19 protein-coding genes are annotated in these 20,817 nt (G+C 61.5%); 9 read left to right on the top strand and 10 right to left on the bottom strand.

The genetic code is table 11. From position 1 onward, the window contains the following. Positions 1 to 116 precede the first annotated feature (116 nt). Positions 117 to 1,313 (top strand): pyridoxal-phosphate-dependent aminotransferase family protein, encoded by a 1,197-nt coding sequence (locus BMZ91_RS12650; protein ID WP_092839367.1) that lies wholly within the window; start codon positions 117 to 119, stop codon positions 1,311 to 1,313. On the opposite strand, the gene BMZ91_RS21475 is transcribed toward BMZ91_RS12650, so the two are convergent. Both BMZ91_RS21475 and BMZ91_RS12645 read right to left on the bottom strand, forming a co-directional pair. Continuing rightward, on the bottom strand, positions 1,310 to 1,486 hold the full coding sequence (locus tag BMZ91_RS21475; protein WP_177193862.1) for a hypothetical protein: 177 nt from the start codon (positions 1,484 to 1,486) through the stop codon (positions 1,310 to 1,312). The two genes, BMZ91_RS12650 and BMZ91_RS21475, sit on opposite strands and share 4 nt — an antisense overlap. A gap of 66 nt (positions 1,487 to 1,552) precedes the next feature. After that, positions 1,553 to 2,659 carry a pyridoxal phosphate-dependent aminotransferase gene (locus tag BMZ91_RS12645; RefSeq protein WP_092839364.1) on the bottom strand — a complete coding sequence of 369 codons (1,107 nt, stop codon included), beginning with the start codon at positions 2,657 to 2,659 and terminating at the stop codon, positions 1,553 to 1,555. A gap of 111 nt (positions 2,660 to 2,770) precedes the next feature. Between BMZ91_RS12645 and BMZ91_RS12640 the strand changes: the two genes are divergently transcribed. Then, complete coding sequence (locus BMZ91_RS12640) at positions 2,771 to 3,565, top strand: crotonase/enoyl-CoA hydratase family protein (RefSeq protein ID WP_092839450.1); 795 nt, start codon at positions 2,771 to 2,773, stop codon at positions 3,563 to 3,565. 6 nt (positions 3,566 to 3,571) lie between these two features. On the opposite strand, the gene dacB is transcribed toward BMZ91_RS12640, so the two are convergent. The 3 genes from dacB to BMZ91_RS12625 form a co-directional block, all read right to left on the bottom strand. Beyond that, the gene (gene dacB / locus BMZ91_RS12635; RefSeq protein WP_092839361.1) at positions 3,572 to 5,080 is read right to left on the bottom strand and encodes a D-alanyl-D-alanine carboxypeptidase/D-alanyl-D-alanine endopeptidase; all 1,509 of its coding nucleotides are present in this window, start codon (positions 5,078 to 5,080) and stop codon (positions 3,572 to 3,574) included. Positions 5,081 to 5,140: 60 nt separating this feature from the next. Further along, entirely contained in the window at positions 5,141 to 5,755 is a 615-nt protein-coding gene (locus BMZ91_RS12630) for a nicotinate-nucleotide adenylyltransferase (RefSeq protein WP_092839447.1), read from the bottom strand. Between the two features lie 63 nt (positions 5,756 to 5,818). Next, on the bottom strand, positions 5,819 to 7,027 hold the full coding sequence (locus tag BMZ91_RS12625; RefSeq protein ID WP_092839358.1) for an alpha/beta hydrolase: 1,209 nt from the start codon (positions 7,025 to 7,027) through the stop codon (positions 5,819 to 5,821). A gap of 192 nt (positions 7,028 to 7,219) precedes the next feature. Here BMZ91_RS12625 and BMZ91_RS12620 point away from each other — a divergent pair, with 192 nt between their 5' ends. The 7 genes from BMZ91_RS12620 (at position 7,220) to BMZ91_RS12590 (ending at position 16,455) form a co-directional block, all read left to right on the top strand. Continuing rightward, on the top strand, positions 7,220 to 9,055 hold the full coding sequence (locus BMZ91_RS12620; protein ID WP_177193864.1) for a putative bifunctional diguanylate cyclase/phosphodiesterase: 1,836 nt from the start codon (positions 7,220 to 7,222) through the stop codon (positions 9,053 to 9,055). A gap of 72 nt (positions 9,056 to 9,127) precedes the next feature. Further along, entirely contained in the window at positions 9,128 to 10,783 is a 1,656-nt protein-coding gene (gene ettA, locus BMZ91_RS12615; RefSeq protein WP_092839353.1) for an energy-dependent translational throttle protein EttA, read from the top strand. 201 nt (positions 10,784 to 10,984) lie between these two features. Further along, positions 10,985 to 11,191, top strand: a complete 207-nt coding sequence (locus BMZ91_RS12610) for a cold-shock protein (RefSeq protein ID WP_073200690.1) — start codon at positions 10,985 to 10,987, stop codon at positions 11,189 to 11,191. Positions 11,192 to 11,355: 164 nt separating this feature from the next. After that, positions 11,356 to 12,876 carry a 2,3-bisphosphoglycerate-independent phosphoglycerate mutase gene (gpmI, locus tag BMZ91_RS12605; protein ID WP_092839351.1) on the top strand — a complete coding sequence of 507 codons (1,521 nt, stop codon included), beginning with the start codon at positions 11,356 to 11,358 and terminating at the stop codon, positions 12,874 to 12,876. Next, on the top strand, positions 12,873 to 14,015 hold the full coding sequence (locus BMZ91_RS12600; RefSeq protein WP_092839349.1) for a murein hydrolase activator EnvC family protein: 1,143 nt from the start codon (positions 12,873 to 12,875) through the stop codon (positions 14,013 to 14,015). Before gpmI ends, BMZ91_RS12600 begins: the two co-directional genes overlap by 4 nt. A 3-nt stretch (positions 14,016 to 14,018) precedes the next feature. Next, entirely contained in the window at positions 14,019 to 15,359 is a 1,341-nt protein-coding gene (locus BMZ91_RS12595; protein WP_092839347.1) for a S41 family peptidase, read from the top strand. A 268-nt stretch (positions 15,360 to 15,627) separates the two neighbouring features. Next, positions 15,628 to 16,455: an abortive infection family protein gene (locus BMZ91_RS12590; RefSeq protein WP_245736355.1), complete on the top strand. Its 828-nt coding sequence runs from the start codon at positions 15,628 to 15,630 to the stop codon at positions 16,453 to 16,455. 195 nt (positions 16,456 to 16,650) lie between these two features. Here BMZ91_RS12590 and BMZ91_RS12585 read toward each other — a convergent pair whose 3' ends face one another. The 5 genes from BMZ91_RS12585 to BMZ91_RS12565 all read right to left on the bottom strand — a co-directional run bounded on the left by BMZ91_RS12585 (position 16,651) and on the right by BMZ91_RS12565 (position 20,759). Next, complete coding sequence (locus BMZ91_RS12585) at positions 16,651 to 17,253, bottom strand: hypothetical protein (RefSeq protein ID WP_177193863.1); 603 nt, start codon at positions 17,251 to 17,253, stop codon at positions 16,651 to 16,653. Positions 17,254 to 17,300: 47 nt separating this feature from the next. Further along, complete coding sequence (locus tag BMZ91_RS12580; protein WP_425441574.1) at positions 17,301 to 17,453, bottom strand: aa3-type cytochrome c oxidase subunit IV; 153 nt, start codon at positions 17,451 to 17,453, stop codon at positions 17,301 to 17,303. A gap of 74 nt (positions 17,454 to 17,527) precedes the next feature. Next, positions 17,528 to 17,980 (bottom strand): hypothetical protein, encoded by a 453-nt coding sequence (locus BMZ91_RS12575; RefSeq protein WP_092839345.1) that lies wholly within the window; start codon positions 17,978 to 17,980, stop codon positions 17,528 to 17,530. 14 nt (positions 17,981 to 17,994) lie between these two features. Continuing rightward, positions 17,995 to 19,044 carry an MBL fold metallo-hydrolase gene (locus BMZ91_RS12570; RefSeq protein WP_425441573.1) on the bottom strand — a complete coding sequence of 350 codons (1,050 nt, stop codon included), beginning with the start codon at positions 19,042 to 19,044 and terminating at the stop codon, positions 17,995 to 17,997. Beyond that, entirely contained in the window at positions 19,041 to 20,759 is a 1,719-nt protein-coding gene (locus BMZ91_RS12565; RefSeq protein ID WP_092839340.1) for an acyl-CoA dehydrogenase, read from the bottom strand. The genes BMZ91_RS12570 and BMZ91_RS12565 overlap by 4 nt, the downstream gene beginning before the upstream one ends. Positions 20,760 to 20,817: the final 58 nt, after the last annotated feature.

Raw genomic sequence — 20,817 nt, 5'->3', positions numbered from 1 at the left:
GCCCGGCTTGGCCCGGTTTAGGGGGCCAGACGCCGCATGGCAAGTCGGCGATCAGCGATTGACGGCGCGCCAAAGCGGCGTAATGTCGGCGCCTCAATCGCCAGGAGAACACAGACATGAGCCTATCCCAGGGTCGCCCTTACCTCGCCATTCCCGGCCCTTCGGTCATGCCCGAAGAGGTGTTGCGCGCGATGCACCGCTCGGCGCCCAATATCTATGAGGGCGAGGTGATCGAAATGACCGCGGGCCTGATCCCCGATCTGGCGGCGGTGGCGCGCACCAAGGGCCATGTGGCGATCTATATCAGCAATGGCCATGGCGCATGGGAGGCGGCCCTTGCCAACACGATTGCGCCGGGCGAGCGGGTTCTTGTGCCTGCGACCGGGCGGTTTGGCCATGGCTGGGCCGAGGTGGCGCGCGGGCAGGGGATCGAAACGCAGATGCTTGATTTCGGCAAGCGTGCTCCGGTTGACCCGGATCAGCTTGAAGCGGCCTTGCGCGCTGACAAGGGCCACACCATCAAGGCGGTTCTGGCCACGCATGTGGATACTTCGACCTCGGTGCTCAACGATGTGGCGGCGATTCGCGCCGCCTTGGACGGCGCCGGGCATCCTGCGCTTTTGATGGCCGATTGCATTGCTTCGCTGGGGTGCGACCGGTTTGAGATGGATGAATGGGGTGTCGATGTGATGGTCGCGGCAAGCCAGAAGGGCCTGATGGTGCCGCCGGGCCTTGGCTTTGTTTTCTTTAACGACAAGGCCGCTGCGGCGCGCGCTGCAATGGCGAATGTCACCCGCTATTGGGATTGGGGGCCGCGTGCCAACCCGGAGATGTTCTATCAGTATTTCGGCGGCACGGCGCCGACGCATCACCTTTACGGGCTGCGCGCGGCGCTTGACATGATCAATGCCGAAGGCATCGAGGCGATCTGGGCGCGCCACGATCAGCTTGCCCGCGCGATCTGGACCGCCTGCGAGACCTGGGGCACGGATGGCCCGCTGGAGCTTAATGTCGCCGACCCCGCCCTGCGCAGCCGGGCGGTCACCGCCTTGCGCATCGGCGCGCCGCATGGCTCGCGCCTTCGCAAATGGGTCGAGGATGAGGCCGGGCTGACGCTCGGCATCGGGCTTGGCATGACAGAGCCGAATGATCCGGCTTGGCACGGGTTTTTCCGCATCGGCCATATGGGGCATGTGAATGCGCATATGGTGATGGGCGCGCTTGGGGTGATCGAGGCGGGGTTTGCCGCGCTTGATATCCCGCATGGCGCGGGGGCCGTGTCGGCGGCGGCGCGGGTGATTGCCGGGCGTTAGCGCGCCCGTGCGATCCGGTTGATCAGCTTGTTAAGGACATAGCCCGTGGCGAGCACGGCCAACAGGCCAAGCTTTGCCCAGATCACCATGAACACCCAGACCAAATTCACCAGGCCCATCACCAGAGCGGCGTTGGTGTAATTGGGGGCAGAGGGCATGTTTCTACGATTCATGGCGCAAGTTTAGCGCGATAATTCCGCCTGTCAGGTTAATTATTGCCCGTCTCTCGCCATTGGCCGTTATCCGCGCGCCTCTGCAAGCGCCTGGGGCAGGGCCTCCGCCAGCACCGCCAGATCCTCTGGTCGGCCACAGCTTATGCGGATACAGCGATCTTGCGGCGCGACAAAGGGCATCCGCACGAAAACCCCACGCGCCACCAGGGCACCAAGCACGGCGCGGGCGAAATCGCCGTCCCGGCCACAGTCCACGGCGACGAAATTGGTTGCCGAGGGCAGGCTTGTCAGCCCGTTTTCGGCGGCGATCCGCGCGATGGAATTGCGCGGATCGGCCACCTTGGCCTGAATATCCGCAAGCCATGCGGTGTCATTCAGCGCCGCGAGCGCGCCGACCTGCGCCATCCGGTTCATGCCGAAATGATTGCGGATCTTGTCAAAGCTGCGGATCAGATCGGGCGCGCCAATCGCATAGCCGATGCGCGCGCCAGCCATGCCGTAAGCCTTTGAAAATGTGCGCATCCGGATCACGCGGGGATCATTCCCGGCCACCGGGGCGGCGGTGTCTTCGGGGGCGAATTCGACATAAGCCTCGTCCAGCAGGAGCAAACAGCCCTCGGGCAGCCGATCCAGTGCGGCGACAATATCGGCGCCTTTGTGCCATGTGCCCATCGGGTTGTCGGGATTGGCCAGATAGATCAGCTTTGCCCCGACCTCGTGCGCGCGGATCATCAGCGCGGTCAAATCCTCGTGGTCGTCGCGGTAAGGCACCTTGTGCAGCACCCCGCCAAAGCCCGCGACATGATAGTTGAACGTCGGATAGGCCCCGTCCGAGGTGACCACGGCGTCACCCGGTGCAATCAGCAGGCGCACGAGGTTGCCAAGCAGGCCGTCGATGCCTTCGCCGACAAGGATGCTTTCGGTCGCAACGCCCATCCGGTCGGCCAGAGCGACGCGCAGATCATGGCTTGTCGGATCGCCGTATTTCCACACATTTTCGGCCTCGGCGCACATCGCGGCAATCGCCGACGGCGAGGGGCCAAAGATGTTTTCATTCGCCCCAAGGCGGGCGGCAAAGGGCGCGCCGCGGGCGCGTTCCTGTTCCTCGGGGCCGACAAAAGGCACGTTGGCGGGCAGGGATTGAACAAGGTCGGTGTAGCGCGGTGTATCCATGGCGCGCAGTTAACGGGATCGGCCGGGCGCGTGCAAGGGTTTGCCGCCACGTCGGTCTGGCCTTGCCACGGCAGTTGGTGTTTCATGCCGACACAGCCAAAGGAGAGCGCCATGAGCCGGGTCCGCGTCGAGTTCGACAACCACATCGCCACAGTCACCCTGACGCGCGCCGACAAGCGCAACGCGGTTGACCCGGAGATGGCCGAGGCGATTGTCGCCGCCGGTCAAGAGCTCTGCGAAAGCGATGTTCGTGCCGTGGTTCTGACAGGCGAAGGACAGGCGTTTTGCGCCGGGCTTGACGTGATGAGCTTTGCCAAGTTCGCGGCGACCGATCCAGAGGCGCTGATCATGCCGCGCAGCCATGGCAATACCAATCTCTTTCAGGAGGTGGCGATGGTCTGGCGCCGGGTGCCGGTGCCGGTGATCGCCGCCCTGCATGGCGCGGTCTACGGCGCGGGGTTTCAACTGGCCCTTGGCGCCGATATCCGCATCGCCGGGCCTGATGCCAAGCTTGCGGTGATGGAGATGAAATGGGGGTTGATCCCCGATATGGGCGGTATGGTGCTCTTGCGCGGGCTGACGCGCAGCGACGTGATCCGCCGCCTGACCTATAGCGCCACGCCGGTTGAGGCCACGCAGGCGCTTGACTGGGGCCTTGTCACCGAGATCGCCGATGATCCGCTTGCGGCCGCGCGCGATCTTGCGGCGCAGATTGCCGCCAAAAGCCCCTCGGCCATCCGCGCCGCCAAGCGCCTTATCGGTGTGGCGGAAAGCGGCGCAGACGAGGATGACATCCTCTTGGCCGAAAGCCGCGAGCAGGCCGATCTTATCGGCAAGCCGCACCAGATGGAACAGATCGCCGCCAATCTTGCGGCGCGCGCGCCGGTCTTCAAGGGCAAGACCTAAGCCTGGCTATCCGCCATAAACCGTGCCCCAGCGTTCAATCAACGCCTGTTGCAGCTTTTTCGCGCGCCTGTTCCACGAGGCGGCACCGGGCGGGCGCTCATCCTGCGCCGAGTTTACCTTGGCGCGCAGGCTGTCGCTGGCGGTGAAAATGGCAAACGCCATTTCGGCGCCGTCTGGTGTGGTCATATAGCCGGCAAGCGCGCTTACGAAATAGAGCGTGCCGGTTTTCGCCACCACTTTTACCGGCTGCGACTTGAGGGCGCGCCCGCGCGTGTCGCGCAGCGGGATGTCGCGCAACAGCGGTTTCAATAGCCCCGCGCGATGGGCCCGCCCAAGCGCGCCCGCCATGGATGACGCCGTCAGGCGTGACGCATCGCCAAGCCCTGAATGATCAACCAGCTTTGCGCTGCTCATCCCAAGGCTGGATTTCGCCCAGGCGGTCATTTCCCGCGCCGAGGCGCGCAGGTTTACGGGTTTGCCAAGCCGTGCAGCACTTGCGGCAAGGCCGATCATTTCCGCCGTCAGGTTGGTGGAATAGCGCAGCATGCCGCGCAGGATCTTGCTCAGGGTGTCGCTTTGATGGGTGACAAGCGTGGTGCCCGAGGGCGTGCTCTTGGTGATCCCTGGTTTGCCAAGCTTGAGGCCCTGCGCGCGGGCAAAGGTGGCAAAGACCTCGCCTGCGTAAAGTTCGGGCTGGCGCACCGGCAACCACCGCGCGCCGCCATTGCCAAGGGCGCGGCGTGCCACGGTCCAGTCATCGCGCGCGCCCGTGGCACGATAGGTGTAAACCGGGCTCGTGCGCTCGGCGATGCGCATGCGCGCCATGGTGACATCGGGGCGATATTTGTCGGATCGCGCATCCATGGTGATGGCATAATTGCCGCCGCTGCGCTTCCACTCAAAATGCACCCGGTTGTAATTCAGGTTCAGCCCCGAAAGCGACGGGTTATAACCGGCATGCTCTGGCTGGGTCTCGTCAATCGCGCGCAGGAACGGCACTGCCCCGCCCCAGACCAGGAACTTGCCGCGCACCTCGCGCAGGCCCTTCTTTTTCAAGGCGGCGGCCATGCCCGCAAGGGCGTTCGTGTCAAGCGTCGGGTCGCCGCCCCCGGCCAGGATAAGATCGCCCTGAAGTATCCCGTTCGAGATCGGCCCGGTCGCGATAAGACGGGTCTGGAACCGATGGTTTGCACCGAGCGTCTCAAGCCCGTAAAGCGCTGTGACCGCCTTGGTCACGCTGGCGGGCGGCAGGCCGAGCGCGCCATCGCCCTGTTCCAGAACAAGCCCGGTTTTGGCATCGCTCACCGCAAAGCCGACGCGCCCCGATAATTTGGCCTCGGCAATCAGCGCCCGGGTGCTGGGCGCACTTGGGCCGCGGGTGGCAACGGTGCGGGCAAAATCTCCCGGCCGCGCCTGGGGGCGCAGGGAAACGCTTGGCGCGCCGGCCCATGCGGGCACGGCAAGCGCCGATAGCGCGGTGCCAAGAAAGGCACGTCTGGAAAATCCTTTGCTCATGCCACAGAGTAAAGCGCAGCGCGCGTCGCGGTGCAATCGGCATTCGCGGTCACGGCTGCGTCACTTTTGCGGAACATCTGACCAGGCTCCGTTCTGGCGCAGCCGGGTTGATGAAATCGCCATCATCGGGACATTGACGAAACACCAGGCCGGGGCGTCCATCCGCCCAAGTCGGTGGCACTGGTGCGCGCCAAGGCGGGCATGGTCAAAGATCCGCGCGGCGGGCGACATGCGCGCCGAAATCCTCTGGCCGGGGCGGGCCAGAACGCCGACCGGCACGGTATTCATGATCTTGCGCCAATCCTGCCAGAGATGGAACTGGGCCAGGTTATCGGCCCCCATCAACCAGACAAAGCGCACGCCCGGTCGTGCCCGGATCAGCGCCCGCAGGGTCTCGGCAGTATAGCGCGTGCCGGCCTCGGCCTCGAAATCGGTCACATCAATACGCGGATGATCGACAAGGTCGCGCGCCGCCTTCATCCGCCGTTCAAGCGGGGCGGGGCCACGCGCCTTGAGCGGATTGCCGGGGCTGACCAGCCACCAAAGCCGGTCAAGCCCGAACCGCTTGAGCGCCTCGCGGCTGATGTGCAGGTGGCCGACATGCGGCGGATCAAAGGATCCGCCCAAAAGGCCGATCACCTGACCGGGATGCGAAGGGGGCAGGGCGTATGTCATCGCCCTTTCATTGCGAGCCACGCGCGCAGTGTAAAGCGAAAACACAGGTCAAGGCGCGGGCGATCAGCGATCGACACGATCAATCGGCGCGCGCAGATCGCGCGGCAACAGCAGGCGCCAGAAATTGGCCTCGGTGTGGATCAGGTTGCGCCTAGGGCTGTCGGGGGGCGCCTCGGAACTTAGCAGCGCGGCCATATCCATCAGCACTTCGGGGTTGTTGCGAAAATAGGCATGGCTTGATTTACCGGCAACGGCACTGACATTGATGAAATCCACATTGCCGATCAGGGCGAAGATGTCGCGCTCTTTCGGATCAAGCTCATTATAGGAAATGCGGCCAAAGCGGGTGCCCGCCATCAGAGTCTGGGCCAGACCAAGGGCGCTGTCCTCGGGGTTGATGTAAACGGTGATCCGGCCAAAGGCGGGGCCGAATTTTTCGGCAACCAGACGTTGACGCACCACGCCGAAATCAAGATCGGGCGCGGCCAGGATAAGGTTCTCGATCCGCAGGCTCTGGCGCGGGTTGCGCCCGGCGGCGCGGGTCTCGATCACCAATTCCCGCAGCGCAGTGGTCACCACGTCGCTGCCGCGGCTATGGGCGATGATATGGATGCGCCCCACCCCCGGTGTGGCGGTGATCAGGCGCAGAGTTTCCTTGAGGTGAAAGATCGAAAACTCGCCGCTTTCGCGATCCTTGAAATAGCCGAAAAGCCCCGGATTGCCCGCAGGCCAGCTATAGGCAAGCGGCACCGGCCCTTCGCCGACGCTGCGCCAGACGCGGGCAAGGGTTTCGATTGACTCCTCAAAGTTGCTGTTAAAGCCATGCACATAAAGCAGAACCTCGTCTTGCCCGCTCTCGCGCAGCGCCTGTGAAAGCTCTGCCTTCAGGGTGGATGAGCTTTCGCCGTAGCGCGCAGTGGCGGCAAGGTCGGGCAGAATGGCACCCTTGTCCTGCGAAAAAGGCAGCGGTGTCGCTGGAAAGCGCAGCGCCTCGTGGAGGTACGTGAGCCGTGGGTGCTTGCCGGTGCCCACGCGGCTCAGATGGGCGGTGCCATGGGCCATCGAGGAACTGCGCGTGGCTGTATAGATCAGCGCGCCCTCGTCGGGGCGGCTTGGGTTTCGGTCGGTGATGTAATAAAGCCGCAGGTCATCGCCCGAAGTGGGTGGCATAACGTCGACTTCGCTCACCGCGCGCGCACCGCCACAGCCCGCAAGCGCCAGCGAAAGAGCGAGCAGTAACGCGCATGACAGATGGCTCAGGGCGCGGGGCATGGCCGGTGTTCCTCCGGGGTGATGGTCGCGACCACTATGGCGTGCCTTTTGCGCATCGGGCAACGGATAAGTTGTGGCGCGCGGTCTGTAAAACTTTATCGAGTTTATTTGCCGAAGGGGGGCTGGGCGCCATGCTCTGTTAACTTTGCCTTGCCTAGAATGGCACGAAGGACTGCAAAAATCGGGGATTTCGTGCAGGTGCTAAAAGGCGTGCAGAACAAGGCAAGGTCAGATCGCCCGGAGGGCCTTGAGGCGATGCAATCGGTCTATGGGCTGATCCTTGAACAGGCTCGCGATGGCATCGTGGTGCAGGATATCGAGGCGCGGATCGAATGGGCGAACCCGGCCTGCGAGGACATGTATGGCTGGAGCCTTGAGGAAATGCGCGGCCGCAAGCCGCAGGACTTTATCCTGCCGGACAATGAACGCCCCGACCGGGATGCGGTTGAGAGGTTTCGCTATGATCCCGAAAGCCCGCTGTTTCGCCGCTATCAGCTTAACCGGAACGTGCGGCGCAATGGTCAGGTGTTCTGGAACCAGCAGAGTTTTGCGATGCTGGATCTCGGCCCCGAACCGCATCAGAAAAAGGTCGTGGTGACCTGTCGCGATGTGACCGATCAGGTGAATACCGAACTGGCGTTGCGCCAGATTCAGGTCGATCTCAAGCGCAGCGCGCATCACGATGATCTTACCGGTCTGGCCAATCGCAAGAAGCTTGGGGATTACCTTCACTCCAAGCTGGTCACGGATCATGTTGCGCGCGGCGAGATCGGCGTTCTGGTGATTGATATCGACAAGTTCAAGGATATCAATGACACGCTTGGCCACGGCGCGGGGGATGCCACGCTGGTGCATGTGGCGCGCGCACTGAAGGAGAAATGCGCGCCTGGCGATCTGGCGTGCCGGACCGGCGGGGATGAGTTTCTGTTGATCTGCCTGCGGCCCGGCGACAAGGTGGCATTGATCGAGCGGGCCAATGGCGTTCTGGAAACACTGGCGCAGCCGTTGATCTGGCAGGACCAGACGATTCGCATCGGTGCCTCAATCGGGGCCTGCATGCCCGACCGCCTTGCCGAAACCGGCGAGGCGTTGATTCAGCGCGCCGATCAGGCGCTTTACAGTGCCAAGGCGCGTGGGCGCGGTCAGGTTGTTTGCTACACGCCGCATCTGGGGCAAGCCCAGAAAGCCCGGCAGGAGCTGGCGCGCGACCTGCGCGAGGCCCTGGCGAGCGAACAGTTTGAAATTTTTCTCCAGCCCCAGCTTCGCCTGTCGGATCACCGGATTTGCGGCTGCGAGGCGCTGGTGCGCTGGCGCCACCCGCGCCGTGGCCTGTTGCCGCCCTCGGCCTTTCTAGCGGCGGCCGATGGTCTGGGGATACTGGCAGATATCGACTATCTGTCGATGAACATGGCGCTTGATGCGCTGGCCGAACTGCATGCCGCCGGTTTTGACCAGATGACCATGTCGATCAATGTCTCGGCCTCGATTCTGGCGGATGTGAATTATCCTGGCCTGTTGGATTGGGGGCTTCAGTCACGCGGTTTGCGACCGGAACATATCTGTATCGAGGTGCTGGAAACCACCATCCTTGACGGCAGCGGCCATGATATCGTGACCGCCGTCGAGCGCCTCAAGCGGCTTGGCGTGCGTGTGGCGCTTGATGATTTCGGCACCGGCTATGCCGGCCTGTCGCATATGGCCACCTTCGAGATTGACGCGATCAAGCTTGATCGCTCGATGATCGCGCGGCTGGACAGTGATCCGCGCAACCGGGTGATCGTGCGCGCCATTATCCGCCTCTGTACCCTGCTGGACATGCAGGTGGTGGCGGAAGGTGTCGAAACCGAAGGTCAGCTGAGTATGCTGCGCCGTGCCAATTGTCCGGTCATTCAGGGCTTTGGCCTTGCCCGCCCGATGAGCCGCGAGGATTTGATCACCTGGATGTCTGGGCATGATCCGCTGCCAAAGTCCAGGCCCTTTGGCGTTGCACCTGTGCCCGCGCCCGCGTCGGTGCGCTCTCTGCGCTAGCCCATTGCCCCTGCGCGCCATGGGCGTTATCACCTGCGGTGGATTACAGATACCCAAGCGGAGCGGCATCACATGGCAGCCTATCAATACGTCTATCACATGCAGGGGGTCTCCAAGACCTATCCGGGCGGCAAGAAATGTTTCGAGGACATTCACCTTAGCTTTCTGCCCGGTGTCAAAATCGGCGTGGTGGGCGTGAACGGGTCGGGTAAATCGACCCTGATGAAGATCATGGCTGGGCTCGATACTGACTTCACCGGCGAGGCCTGGGCCGCCGAGGGCGCCAAGGTCGGCTATCTGCCGCAGGAACCGCATCTTGATCCGGCACTCAACGTGCGGGACAACGTCATGCTCGGCGTTGCGGCCAAGAAAGCCAAGCTTGATCGCTTCAACGAGCTGGCGATGAACTACAGCGACGAGACCGCCGACGAGATGGCGCAGTTGCAGGATGAAATCGACAGCCAGAACCTCTGGGATCTGGATTCGCAGGTCGATATCTCGATGGAAGCGCTGCGCTGTCCGCCCGATGACGCCGATGTCGAGAGCCTGTCTGGCGGTGAACGCCGTCGTGTCGCCCTGTGCAAGCTGTTGCTGGAAGCGCCTGAAATGCTGCTGTTGGACGAACCGACCAACCACCTTGACGCCGAGACCATCGCCTGGCTGCAACAGCATCTGATCGACTATAAGGGCACGATCCTGATCGTGACCCACGACCGGTATTTCCTTGACGACATCACCAGCTGGATTCTCGAACTGGATCGCGGTCGCGGCGTGCCCTATGAGGGCAATTATTCGTCCTGGCTTGAACAAAAGGCCAAGCGGCTGAGCCAGGAGGCGCGCGAGGATAAATCCAAGCAAAAGACGCTTGAGCGCGAACTTGACTGGATGCGGCAGGGCCAAAAGGCGCGCCAAGCCAAGCAAAAGGCCCGGATCAACGCCTATAACGAGCTGGCCGGGCAATCCGAGCGTGAAAAACTGGCCCGCGCGCAGATCGTGATCCCCAACGGCCCGCGCCTTGGCAACAAGGTAATCGAGGTGAACGGCCTGACCAAACACATGGGCGACAAGCTCTTGATCGAAGACCTTAGCTTTTCGCTGCCGCCGGGCGGCATTGTCGGGGTGATCGGCCCCAACGGCGCGGGGAAATCGACGCTGTTCAAGACCCTGACCGGACAGGAAGCCCCGGATTCCGGCACCATCGAGTTTGGCGATACGGTCAAGCTCTCTTATGTGGATCAGTCGCGCGACGATCTGGCCCCGAATGACAACGTCTGGGAGGCGATTGCCGACGGCAAGGACATCATCAAACTGGGCGATGCCGAGGTGAATGCACGCGCCTATTGTTCGTCGTTCAACTTCAAGGGCGGCGATCAGCAAAAGAAAGTTTCGCTTTTGTCCGGCGGTGAGCGCAACCGGGTGCACATGGCGCGGCTGCTCAAGGATGGCGGCAATGTCTTGCTGCTCGATGAGCCGACCAACGATCTTGACGTGGAAACCCTGCGCGCGCTTGAGGATGCGCTGGTTGATTTCGCAGGCTGCGCCGTGGTCATCAGCCACGACCGCTTTTTCCTCGATCGGATTTGCACCCATATTCTTGCCTTTGAGGGCGACGCGCATGTCGAATGGTTCGAAGGCGCCTTCAGCGATTATGAAGAGGACAAAAAGCGCCGCCTTGGCCCCGACGCCCTTGAACCCAAGCGCGTGAAGCACAAGAAATTCGTGCGATAGGCGGCATAATTCCGCTTTAATATCGGGGGCAAGCGTGGAAATACCTTGCAATTTTTGCGACTTGCCCTCATATGCACCTTGCGAACGTTATTCTATTTCGACCTGCTGTCTCCCTAAACCGGCGCTCAGTCTTCGATACAGACATACCTTGCCGGGCTGCCGCACCAACGCGGGCAGCATTTAGATTAGGAGAACACGGATATGGCTACTGGCACCGTGAAATGGTTCAACACAACTAAAGGCTTCGGCTTTATTGCCCCCGATGGCGGCAGCAAAGACGTTTTCGTACACATCTCGGCTGTAGAACGGTCGGGCTTGTCGGGTCTTGCAGATGATCAAAAAGTAACATTTGACATCGAAGCCGGCCGTGACGGCCGCGAAAGCGCGATCAACCTCGCTCTGGCATAAGCCTTAGCATCGGTTAAGATTACAGGCGCGGCCCCCGAAACGGGGCCGCGTTTTGCGTTTGCGCCTGCGGTATTTTGTGCACGGGCGAAAGTGCTAGCGCTAAACCGGTTCACCCCGACGCGCTAAGGGGATAGAAGGCGGGCAAGACCAAGCCAGGAGCCGTTATGCGTACCCCAAAACCCGTCGTTTTATGTATTCTGGATGGCTGGGGCCTGAGTGAGCATACCGAGGCGAACGCGCCGTATCTGGCCAAGACCCCGACCTTTGACCGGCTGATGGCGCGCTGTCCCAATGACACCCTGATCACCCATGGCCCCGACGTTGGCCTGCCGCGTGGGCAAATGGGCAATTCCGAGGTTGGGCACACCAATATCGGCGCCGGTCGGGTGGTGGCGATGGATCTGGGCCAGATTGATCTGGCGATTGAAGACGGCAGCTTTTTTGACAATGCCGCCCTGCAAGGCTTTATCGCCAAGTTGCAGAAAAGCGGTGGGCGCGCGCATCTGATTGGCCTGGTGTCGGATGGCGGGGTGCATGGCCACCTGACCCATATCGTTGCCGCCGCCAAGGCGATGACCGATGCCGGTGTGCCGGTGGTTTTGCATGCGCTGACCGACGGGCGCGATGTGGCGCCGAAATCGGCACGCGTCTACTTTGAACGCCTTGCCGAGATGCTTCCCGAAGGGGTCAGGATCGCCACCGTGATCGGGCGGTATTTTGCCATGGATCGCGACAATCGCTGGGCGCGCGTGCAAGAGGCCTATGACGCCATTGTTGGCGGCAAGGGCATCCGGTGTGCCAGCCCGCGCACTGCGGTGACCAATGCCTATGTGCGCTCTGAATCCGATGAATTTGTCGCCGCCAGTGCGATTGGGGACTACTCTGGCGCGCGCGACGGTGACGGGGTGTTTTGCCTCAATTTCCGGGCCGACCGGTCGCGCGAGATTCTTCAGGCGATTGCCGATCCGGCATTTATCAGCTTTGACCGGGAAAAACGGCCCGAATGGGCGGCGCTTTTGGGGATGGTGGAATATTCCCAGGCGCATAATGCCTGGTATGACACGGTATTTCCGTCGCGCGATATCAACAACACGCTTGGCGAATGGGTGGCCAAGCAGGGCCTGCGACAGTTCCATCTGGCAGAAACCGAGAAATACCCGCATGTCACCTTTTTCCTGAACGGGGGCAAGGAAGTGCCCGAACCCGGCGAAGATCGCTATATGGCCGCCTCGCCGCATGTGGCGACCTATGATTTGCAGCCCGAGATGTCGGCGGATGAGGTCACATCGCACTTTGTCAGCGCGATCCATGAAGACTATGATCTGATCGTGGTGAACTATGCCAATCCCGACATGGTGGGACATACCGGCAACCTAAAGGCCGCGATCAAGGCCTGCGAAGCGGTGGATCAGGGCCTTGGCCGGGTGGTCGAGGCGTTGGACGAGGTGGGGGGCGCGATGGTCGTGACGGCCGATCACGGCAATTGCGAAGTGATGGTTGATCCGGTCACGGGGGGGCCGCATACCGCGCATACGCTCAATCCGGTGCCGGTTATTCTGGTCGGGGGGCCTGCGGGCGCGCATCTGCGATCCGGCGGGCGGTTGGCCGATCTGGCGCCGACGCTGCTTGAATTGATGAACCTGCCAAAGCCCGAGGAAATGACCGGAAAAAGCCTGATAACATGATGATATTGCGCGCTCTTTTCTGTGTCGGATTGGGCTTGTCGCAGCCCGCGATGGCGCAGACCTCGCCCGATCCGGCCACGGCGGCGCTTGCGGCGTCAGAGCGGCTTGGCCGCGCGTCAGAGGCGCTTGGCAAGGCCGAGGGCGCGCAAAATCGCGTCAAGGCGCTGACCGAGACGATCACCGCCTTCGAGGACGGGCTTGAGGCGATGCGCGACGGGCTGCGCCGGGCGGCGGTGCGCGAACAGGCGCTTGCCGCCGAATTGCGCGCGCGCGACGAAGAAATCGCCCAGCTTCTGGGCGTGCTTCAAACCATGGGCAATGCGCCGGTGCCGGTCTTGCTGATGCATCCGGCGGGGCCGGTGGGCACGGCGCGGGCGGGCATGATCCTCTCTGAGGTTGCCCCGGCGCTTGATGCGCGCGCCCTGTCGCTGCGCGACAAGGTTCAGGAGTTGAGTATGCTGCGCGCCCTGCAACAAAGTGCGGCGAACAAGCTTCAAGAGGGGCTTGAAGGCGTGCAAGAAGCCCGCAGCGCGCTTAGTGCTGCAATGGCCGAGCGCACCAACCTGCCGCGCCGCTTTACCGAAGATCCGGTTAAAACCGCGCTTTTGATCGCCTCGACCGAGACTCTTTCGGGCTTTGCCAGCGGGTTGAGCGAAATCGCGGTCGATGAGGCGCCGGGAAGCCTGCCGGATATCAGCGCGCGCAAGGGGGCCTTGCCGCTTCCGGTTGAGGGCACCATTTTGCGCCGTGCAGGCGAGGCCGACGCCGCAGGCATCAAACGCCCCGGTATTGTCGTCGCCACCCGCCCGCGCGCCCTTGTGCGCACCCCGGCGGCGGCGACGGTGCGCTATCGCGGCCCCTTGCTTGACTACGGAAATGTGATCATTCTGGAGCCGCAATCGGGGATTTTGCTGGTGTTTGCCGGGTTGGATGTTGTCTATGGTCAAACAGGCCAGGTGCTTCCCGGTAATAGCCCGGTCGGGTTGATGGGCGGTGCGGGCGCAGAGGGTGATCTGCTTTTGGCCGCCGATTCTCAGGATATGGGTTCCGAACGGACGCAGACGCTCTATATTGAGGTCAGACAAGACAATTCCCCAGTGGACCCGCTTGCGTGGTTCAAGACCGACAAGGATGACTGAAACATGAAAAAATTCCTGATGGCCGCCTCGGCCGGTATTTTGACCGGTGCGATTGTGACAACCCAGGTGGCGGCACCGCTTTTGGCGCAGGAAGCGTCCGATTCTACTGACGTTTACGAACAGCTTGATCTGTTCGGGGATATTTTTGAACGCATTCGCGCGCAATATGTCGAGGATGTCGATACCAAGGATCTGGTTGAGGCGGCGATCAACGGCATGCTGACCTCGCTTGATCCGCACTCCAGCTATCTGTCGCCGGACGATTCCGAAAACATGCAGGTGCAGACCCGTGGCGAATTTGGGGGCCTTGGCATCGAGGTTACGCAGGAAGATGGCTTTGTCAAAGTTGTCTCGCCGATGGATGGCACCCCCGCCGATCAGGCCGGGATGGAATCAGGCGATTTCATCACCCATGTCGATGGCGAAAGCGTTCTGGGCCTGACTCTGAACGAGGCGGTCGACCTGATGCGCGGCCCGGTCGGCAGCGAGATCATCATCACCGTTGTGCGCGAAGGCAAGGCGGAACCGTTTGATGTGTCGATCATTCGTGACACCATCAAGCTGACGGCGGTGCGTGCGCGCGTCGAGCAGAACGCCGTGGTGCTTCGGGTGACCACCTTCAACGATCAGACCTATCCCAACCTTGAAAGCGGATTGGCCGAGAAGATCGAAGAGCTTGGCGGCGAGGAAAGTGTCAGCGGTATCGTTCTTGACCTGCGCAACAATCCCGGCGGGCTTTTGACGCAGGCGATCAAGGTGTCGGATGCGTTTCTTGACAAGGGCGAGATCGTCAGCACCCGTGGCCGCAACCCGCAGGATGGCGAGCGCTTCAATGCGACGCCCGGTGATCTGGCCAATGGCAAGCCGATTGTCGTGCTGATCAACGGCGGCTCTGCAAGTGCCTCCGAGATCGTTGCCGGCGCGCTTCAGGATCACCACCGCGCGATCGTTGTCGGCACCAAGAGCTTTGGCAAAGGCTCGGTTCAGACGGTCATGCCGCTGCGTGGCAATGGCGCGATGCGTCTGACCACCGCGCGCTATTACACGCCGTCGGGCCGCTCTATTCAGGCGCTCGGCGTGAGCCCGGACATCCTTGTGCAACAGCCCCCCCGTGCGGATGAAACACCGGCCGAGGATGAAGCCGCCGCAAATCGCCCGAGCCGCTCCGAGGCAGACCTGCGGGGCCGTTTGTCAAACGACAGCCTGACCGAGGATGAGATCAAGCAGATCGAAGAAGATCGCGCCCGCGCCGAAGAGGCGGCCAAACTACGCGAAGATGATTATCAACTGGCCTATGCGATTGATATCCTGCGCGGTTTGTCGGTAATCGGCGGCGGCAACTAAATCGGCCCCGGACCAAGCAAAAGGCCCTGTTCCGCCTGGGACAGGGCTTTCTTTGTCTGGGTCACCGTCAACTTTGAGCCCCGAATTGACCTACGCTGCGCTCTGGGCGAATGTCTGCATTGTCGTCAAACAAATTAGATCGTGAGAAGGTCGCGAACCTTTCCAGTAGCCCATACCTAAGCGAATTTTTGGTGCTGGCTCAGACCAGTTTGGGCTAATTAGCACTATAGGAACCGATCTCCGCAGTTAAGGAACATAGGAATTTACATTGGATAGTTCAGAGAAGATCCCTTCTCCTATCATAGGTTTGTTGGGGGAGATTATGAGTGAAACACATACTCATGCAGAGATTGATCGCCTTTTTGCCTACGCCGATGCGCCAGACGAAAAACCCGAAGGGAACAAAGTTCAAAAGACCGTCGATTGGTTAAGGCTAACCAATAAACGTAGTCGCAAACCCTTAAGTGTATTAGGCGCACTTTTGGAAGATTTTTTGGAGCGCGACCCGTCGGCGAGAAGCTATTTCCAAGATGAGGCTTGGTCAAAAACGTTAGTCCAAAATCAAACAAAAATTCGAACCGCTCTGACGAAGGCAGGGCTATCCTATAGAGCCGGTGGACACATTGATTCCGCTTCTGCTTCACCTGTGACATCTTTGCAGGAAACAGTCGCTAAGGGGGGACTTAAGGCGATAGGAATCGAGATGGATCGAGCGCTAAAGATGGTCAATGACGATCCGAACGCGGCGGTACATTATGCAGGGAATATCCTTGAAGCCAGTTTGAAAGCGTACCTTCAAAACAAGTCAATTCCGTTCAAAGATGAAACGGCAACGCTATCTGATTTGTGGCCGCTGGTTAGGAGTGACATTGGCCTAAACCCAAAAGACTTGGAGAACAGAGACCTAAAGAAAATTGCATCAGGCCTGAACAGTATCGTAGACGGCACAATGTACCTTCGGAACAAGAAAAGCGGAGCGCATGGCCGAACCGAAGAGCAGACTAAAGAAATTGCTTTGCGACCTCGTCATGCGCGCTTGGTAGTTCATTCAGCGCACACTCTCTCAATGTACGTCCTTGAGTGTTTGGCAGGGTAGGATATTCTCGTCACCACTTTACTCACTCCACGTCCCGCGGGCCCAAAAGCAGCCATTGGTATCGCCGGGAACAAGGTCGGCTTAGTCCCGCATAGCGACCCTTGAGCCAGACACACCGAAATCGTCATGACAGCGAGCATTCTGCCGCGTTTGCCCGCCGACAGTCCGCGAGCCACGATCGGGATGTGCGAAAGATCAGGTCTTGGGCGGGGTCCAGGCGCGCAGCACCTTGCTGTTGTCGTCGTCGTCGTATTCATAGAGCTCTTCGGTGGTCACCCCGGATATGGCGCCAAACTCATCCGAGGTTTTGCGCGGTAGCCACGACGTGCTGATCTGGCCGGGGAAAAGCTCTGCGAGGATACGAGAGGTCGCAAGCGAACATTGCGCCGAGGGCACCGGGCCTGCGGCCTTGGCCAGCGACATGGCGCGCTCTGCCAGTTCAGGCGAGACATCAAGGCGCTGAATGCGCACGCGATAGGTCTTGCGCGCATGATAGCGGGTATAGACATCCGCGACCGGCGGGGTGATGCCATAAAGCACATCGTTGCGCTCTGGAATGGTCTCGTGTTTGAACGATCCGGCGGGATCAAAGATGACCCGTTGCGAGCCGTTGATCATCAACGAGGTATGCGCGCCCGCATCGCTATGATTGTTGAGCATGGTAAAAAGCGTAAGGCGCGGCGGGCCCTCATGGTGATAGGCGGCACGTGTCACCGCCTCGTCCGGGGCCCAGACCGATTCGGCGGCGCACCCGGCCAGCGCGAACACAGCCACGATCGCAATTATCCAGGCCCGCATGGCAACCCCTTTTGTCTCAAACCTGCGTCAGGTCACGCAGGGTCGGCTTAGCCGTTGACCAGCGCGGTGAAAATCAGCACGCCGATGATCACGACAACGGCCCATGTGACGTATTTGACAAAACCGTCAAAGGTCTTTTCCTGAACCTGAATATCCATCTCACCATGCTTGTGATCGGCCATTTGGGTATCCTCTTTCATAGCTGAATCTGTTTTGTCTCGCGGCTGGATACTGTATTTATCCGGGGCTGTCACCACCCAAGCTGCCGCAGGGGTCACGCTTTTGCAAGGTCCTCGGCAAGGCGAAAGCCGATGCGGTTGGGCACGGCCACTTTCGCCGGTTTGGGCATCGCGCGCAGCATCACGCTAAGCTGGCCCACATGCTGTACAAGCTGGGTGCGCGCGCCGCTGGCATCCTCGCCGTAAAAGGTCACGATGTCGGGGTCAAAATATCCCATGCCTTCAATCCGCAAGACGCCCGCGTCGCCGCCGACAAAGCCCATCGCGACCTCGTGTTCCTCATCAAGGGTTTTCTCGAAATTCTGGATATAGAGGATCATCCGCTCATAGGCCCATTGCGCCGGGCTTTTGTTCTCGTTCGGCTTTTCGGCAAGCGCCTTGGCGGCGGCGCCTATGCAGGGCTGATCCGGGTCGGAGTGAACTTCGTGACAGCGCGGCATGGCATGGGCCTCTGCGGCTTCGGCCGTGGTTTCGATCTTGTCGTCCATGTCGCCACTCCTGTTTAACTGTCACATAGCTGCCAGAGCCAGGCCCCGTCGTCGCGGCGCCAGCGTCTGACCTCGCCAGCCTGATGCATATGGTTGAGATGCGCAACCGCCTCGACAAGGGCCAACCCATAGGTGCCGTGATCAATCTTGCGTTTGAAAAGCTGCGGAAAACACTCGGCGGCGGTGCGCGGGGTGCTGAGGTGCGCGCGCAGGCGTGCCAATGCGCCGTGGTGGTTTTCACTTAGCTGGCGCATCCGCATCGGCAGGCCGGTAAAGGGCAATTTATGCCCGCCAAGCACGAGATGATCGTCGCGCGCAAACTCCGCCAGCCGCGCACAGGCCGCGAGCCAATCGGCCAGCGGGTCGGCCTCGGGTTCGGTCGGGTAGACGCCGATATTGGGGCTGATCGAGGGCAGGATCTGATCGCCGGCAATGACCAGATTGTCGTCGCGGCTCCACAGGGTAAGGTGATCGGGCGCATGCCCGCCGCCAAGCCGCACGTCCCAGTCGCGCCCGCCCGCATAGAGCACCTCGCCCTCTTGCACGCGGGTATAGCCCACCGGAAGCGGGACACAGATATCGGCAAAATTATAGGGCCGCTCGGCGCGGCGCGCCTCAAACACATCGGGGGTCATACCGGCGCTACGCCAGAACGCGAGCGCCTGTGGTGTCGGTTCGTCCTCGACATCGAGGATCAGCATCCGCGATAGAAGCCACGAGGTGCGCGTCGCCCAAAGCTCGGCGCCGAAGCGATCCATGAACCAGCCCGCCATGCCGATATGATCGGGATGGTGGTGGGTCAGGATCACACGGCTGACGGGTTTGCCCGCAAGCGGCCCGGCCAAAAGGGTTTCCCACAGGCCGACACTGCGTTTTGAATGAATGCCGGTATCGACAATGGTCCAGCTCTCGCCCTCGTCAAGCGCATAGACATTGACGTGATCAAGCACCATCGGCAGCGGCAGGCGCAGCCAGAGCACGCCGGGCGCAACCGTAATCGCCTCGCCCGGTTCGGGCGGTGTGTCCCAGGGGTAGCGGATCATTCCGGCATCGCCGTCCATCATGCGCCAAGATCCTCGGTGGTAAGTACGTAAAGATCATCGGCGCCGCATGTGGCATGGGCCAATAGCCCGGCGTGTTCGGGCAAAAGCCGGGTGATATAGAACCGCGCCATGCGCGCCCGTGCGCCATTGCCGCCTTCGGCCAAGGCTGCCTTGAGGTGGAAATGCCCGCCCAGAACCCGCGCAAAGGCGCGCAGGAAGGGGGCCGCCCCGGCAAACCGCTGATTTAGGTCGCTTTGCTCCAGCATCCATTCGGTCGCCTCGCGCAGCGTTTCAGAGGCCTGCCAGACCGGTTCGGCCAGATCGGGCATCTGGCCACGGGCAGTTTCGGCAAAGGCCTCGATTTCATCGAGCAGGGCAAAGGCCGCCTCGCCGCCATCCATCAGTTTGCGCGCGGCAAGGTCCATCGCCTGAATGCCGTTGGTGCCCTCATAGATCGCGGTGACGCGCACGTCGCGGTAATACTGTGCTGCGCCGGTTTCCTCGATAAAGCCCATGCCGCCATGCACCTGAACGCCCATTTCCGAGACCGCCATGCCGGTTTCGGTGCCAAAGGCCTTGGCAATCGGTGTCAGAAACGCGGCGCGCGCGGCCCATGCCGCATCGCCGGTCGCGCTCTGCATGTCGATCGCCGTCGCGCAGGCAAGGGCAATGCTGCGCGCGGCAAAGATATCGGCCTTCATCGTGGCGAGCATGCGGCGCACATCAGCGTGATCGACAATCGTGCCGCTGCCGCCTTCAACCGGGGTGCGGCCCTGTTTGCGCTCCATCGCATAGGCAAGTGCGTGCTGATAGGCGCCCTCGGCCACGCCAATGCCCTGTCCGCCGACGCCGAGACGGGCGTTGTTCATCATCGTGAACATCGCGCGCATGCCGTCATGCGGTTTGCCCACAAGCCAACCGGTGGCGCCGTCAAACTGCATCACCGCCGTGGGGCTGCCGTGCAGACCCATCTTGTGCTCAAGGCTCACCACCTTGAGGGAATTGGCACGCCCCGGTGCGCCGTTTTCGTCGGGGATGAATTTCGGCACCAGAAACAGGCTTATGCCCTTGGTGCCGGGTCCGCCGTCGGGCAGGCGCGCCAGCACAAGGTGACAGACGTTTTCGGTGAAATCGTTGTCGCCCCAGCTGATATAGATCTTCTGGCCAGTGATCGCATGGCTGCCATCGCCATTGTCCTCGGCGCGTGAGCGCAGCGCGCCGACGTCAGAACCGGCCTGCGGCTCGGTCAGGTTCATGGTGCCGGACCAGTCGCCGCTGACCAGTTTGGGCAGGTAGATCTCCTTGAGGGCATCGCTGGCATGATGTTCAAGCGCCTCGATCTGGCCCTGGGTCATCAGCGGGTTGAGTTGCAGCGAGAGACACGCCGAGGACATCATCTCGTTCACCGCCGTCGTTACCACCATTGGCAGGCCCATGCCGCCATGCTCGGGGCTGGCGCTGATCGAGACCCAGCCCCCTTGCGCAATCGCGCGATAGCCATCGCTGTACCCCGGCGAGGTGCGCACAACGCCGTTCTCAAGACGCGCCGGATGCAGATCGCCCGGGCGTTGCAGCGGGTAAAGCACGTCTTGGCACATGCGCCCGGCTTCGGAGAGAATGGCGGCGGTCATATCCGGGGTGGCCTCAGCAAAGCGGTCGGTGGCGGCGACCTTTTCAAGATCGACAACATGATCGAACAGAAACTGATAGTCCTCGACCGGTGCGCGATACGGCATTGAAATCTCCTGATCTATGGTACGGGCGACTTGGCAGCCTTGCCGCGCCTCTGTATGG

It is taken from the genome of Roseovarius lutimaris, from assembly GCF_900115165.1.
GTDB lineage: Bacteria > Pseudomonadota > Alphaproteobacteria > Rhodobacterales > Rhodobacteraceae > Roseovarius > Roseovarius lutimaris.
This window is presented reverse-complemented; position numbering and strand designations above follow the sequence as displayed.

Bases quoted from the DNA above. Each gene is read 5' to 3' on its own strand.
- BMZ91_RS12570 (WP_425441573.1), bottom strand. From the start codon at position 19,044: ATGATGGACGGCGATGCCGGAATGATCCGCTACCCCTGGGACACACCG.
- dacB (WP_092839361.1), bottom strand. From the start codon at position 5,080: ATGAGCAAAGGATTTTCCAGACGTGCCTTTCTTGGCACCGCGCTATCG.
- BMZ91_RS12625 (WP_092839358.1), bottom strand. From the start codon at position 7,027: ATGCCCCGCGCCCTGAGCCATCTGTCATGCGCGTTACTGCTCGCTCTT.
- BMZ91_RS12630 (WP_092839447.1), bottom strand. From the start codon at position 5,755: ATGACATACGCCCTGCCCCCTTCGCATCCCGGTCAGGTGATCGGCCTT.
- BMZ91_RS12645 (WP_092839364.1), bottom strand. From the start codon at position 2,659: ATGGATACACCGCGCTACACCGACCTTGTTCAATCCCTGCCCGCCAAC.
- BMZ91_RS12650 (WP_092839367.1), top strand. From the start codon at position 117: ATGAGCCTATCCCAGGGTCGCCCTTACCTCGCCATTCCCGGCCCTTCG.
- BMZ91_RS12575 (WP_092839345.1), bottom strand. From the start codon at position 17,980: ATGGACGACAAGATCGAAACCACGGCCGAAGCCGCAGAGGCCCATGCC.
- BMZ91_RS21475 (WP_177193862.1), bottom strand. From the start codon at position 1,486: ATGAATCGTAGAAACATGCCCTCTGCCCCCAATTACACCAACGCCGCT.
- BMZ91_RS12565 (WP_092839340.1), bottom strand. From the start codon at position 20,759: ATGCCGTATCGCGCACCGGTCGAGGACTATCAGTTTCTGTTCGATCAT.
- BMZ91_RS12600 (WP_092839349.1), top strand. From the start codon at position 12,873: ATGATGATATTGCGCGCTCTTTTCTGTGTCGGATTGGGCTTGTCGCAG.
- BMZ91_RS12610 (WP_073200690.1), top strand. From the start codon at position 10,985: ATGGCTACTGGCACCGTGAAATGGTTCAACACAACTAAAGGCTTCGGC.
- ettA (WP_092839353.1), top strand. From the start codon at position 9,128: ATGGCAGCCTATCAATACGTCTATCACATGCAGGGGGTCTCCAAGACC.
- BMZ91_RS12640 (WP_092839450.1), top strand. From the start codon at position 2,771: ATGAGCCGGGTCCGCGTCGAGTTCGACAACCACATCGCCACAGTCACC.
- BMZ91_RS12595 (WP_092839347.1), top strand. From the start codon at position 14,019: ATGAAAAAATTCCTGATGGCCGCCTCGGCCGGTATTTTGACCGGTGCG.
- BMZ91_RS12585 (WP_177193863.1), bottom strand. From the start codon at position 17,253: ATGCGGGCCTGGATAATTGCGATCGTGGCTGTGTTCGCGCTGGCCGGG.
- gpmI (WP_092839351.1), top strand. From the start codon at position 11,356: ATGCGTACCCCAAAACCCGTCGTTTTATGTATTCTGGATGGCTGGGGC.
- BMZ91_RS12580 (WP_425441574.1), bottom strand. From the start codon at position 17,453: ATGAAAGAGGATACCCAAATGGCCGATCACAAGCATGGTGAGATGGAT.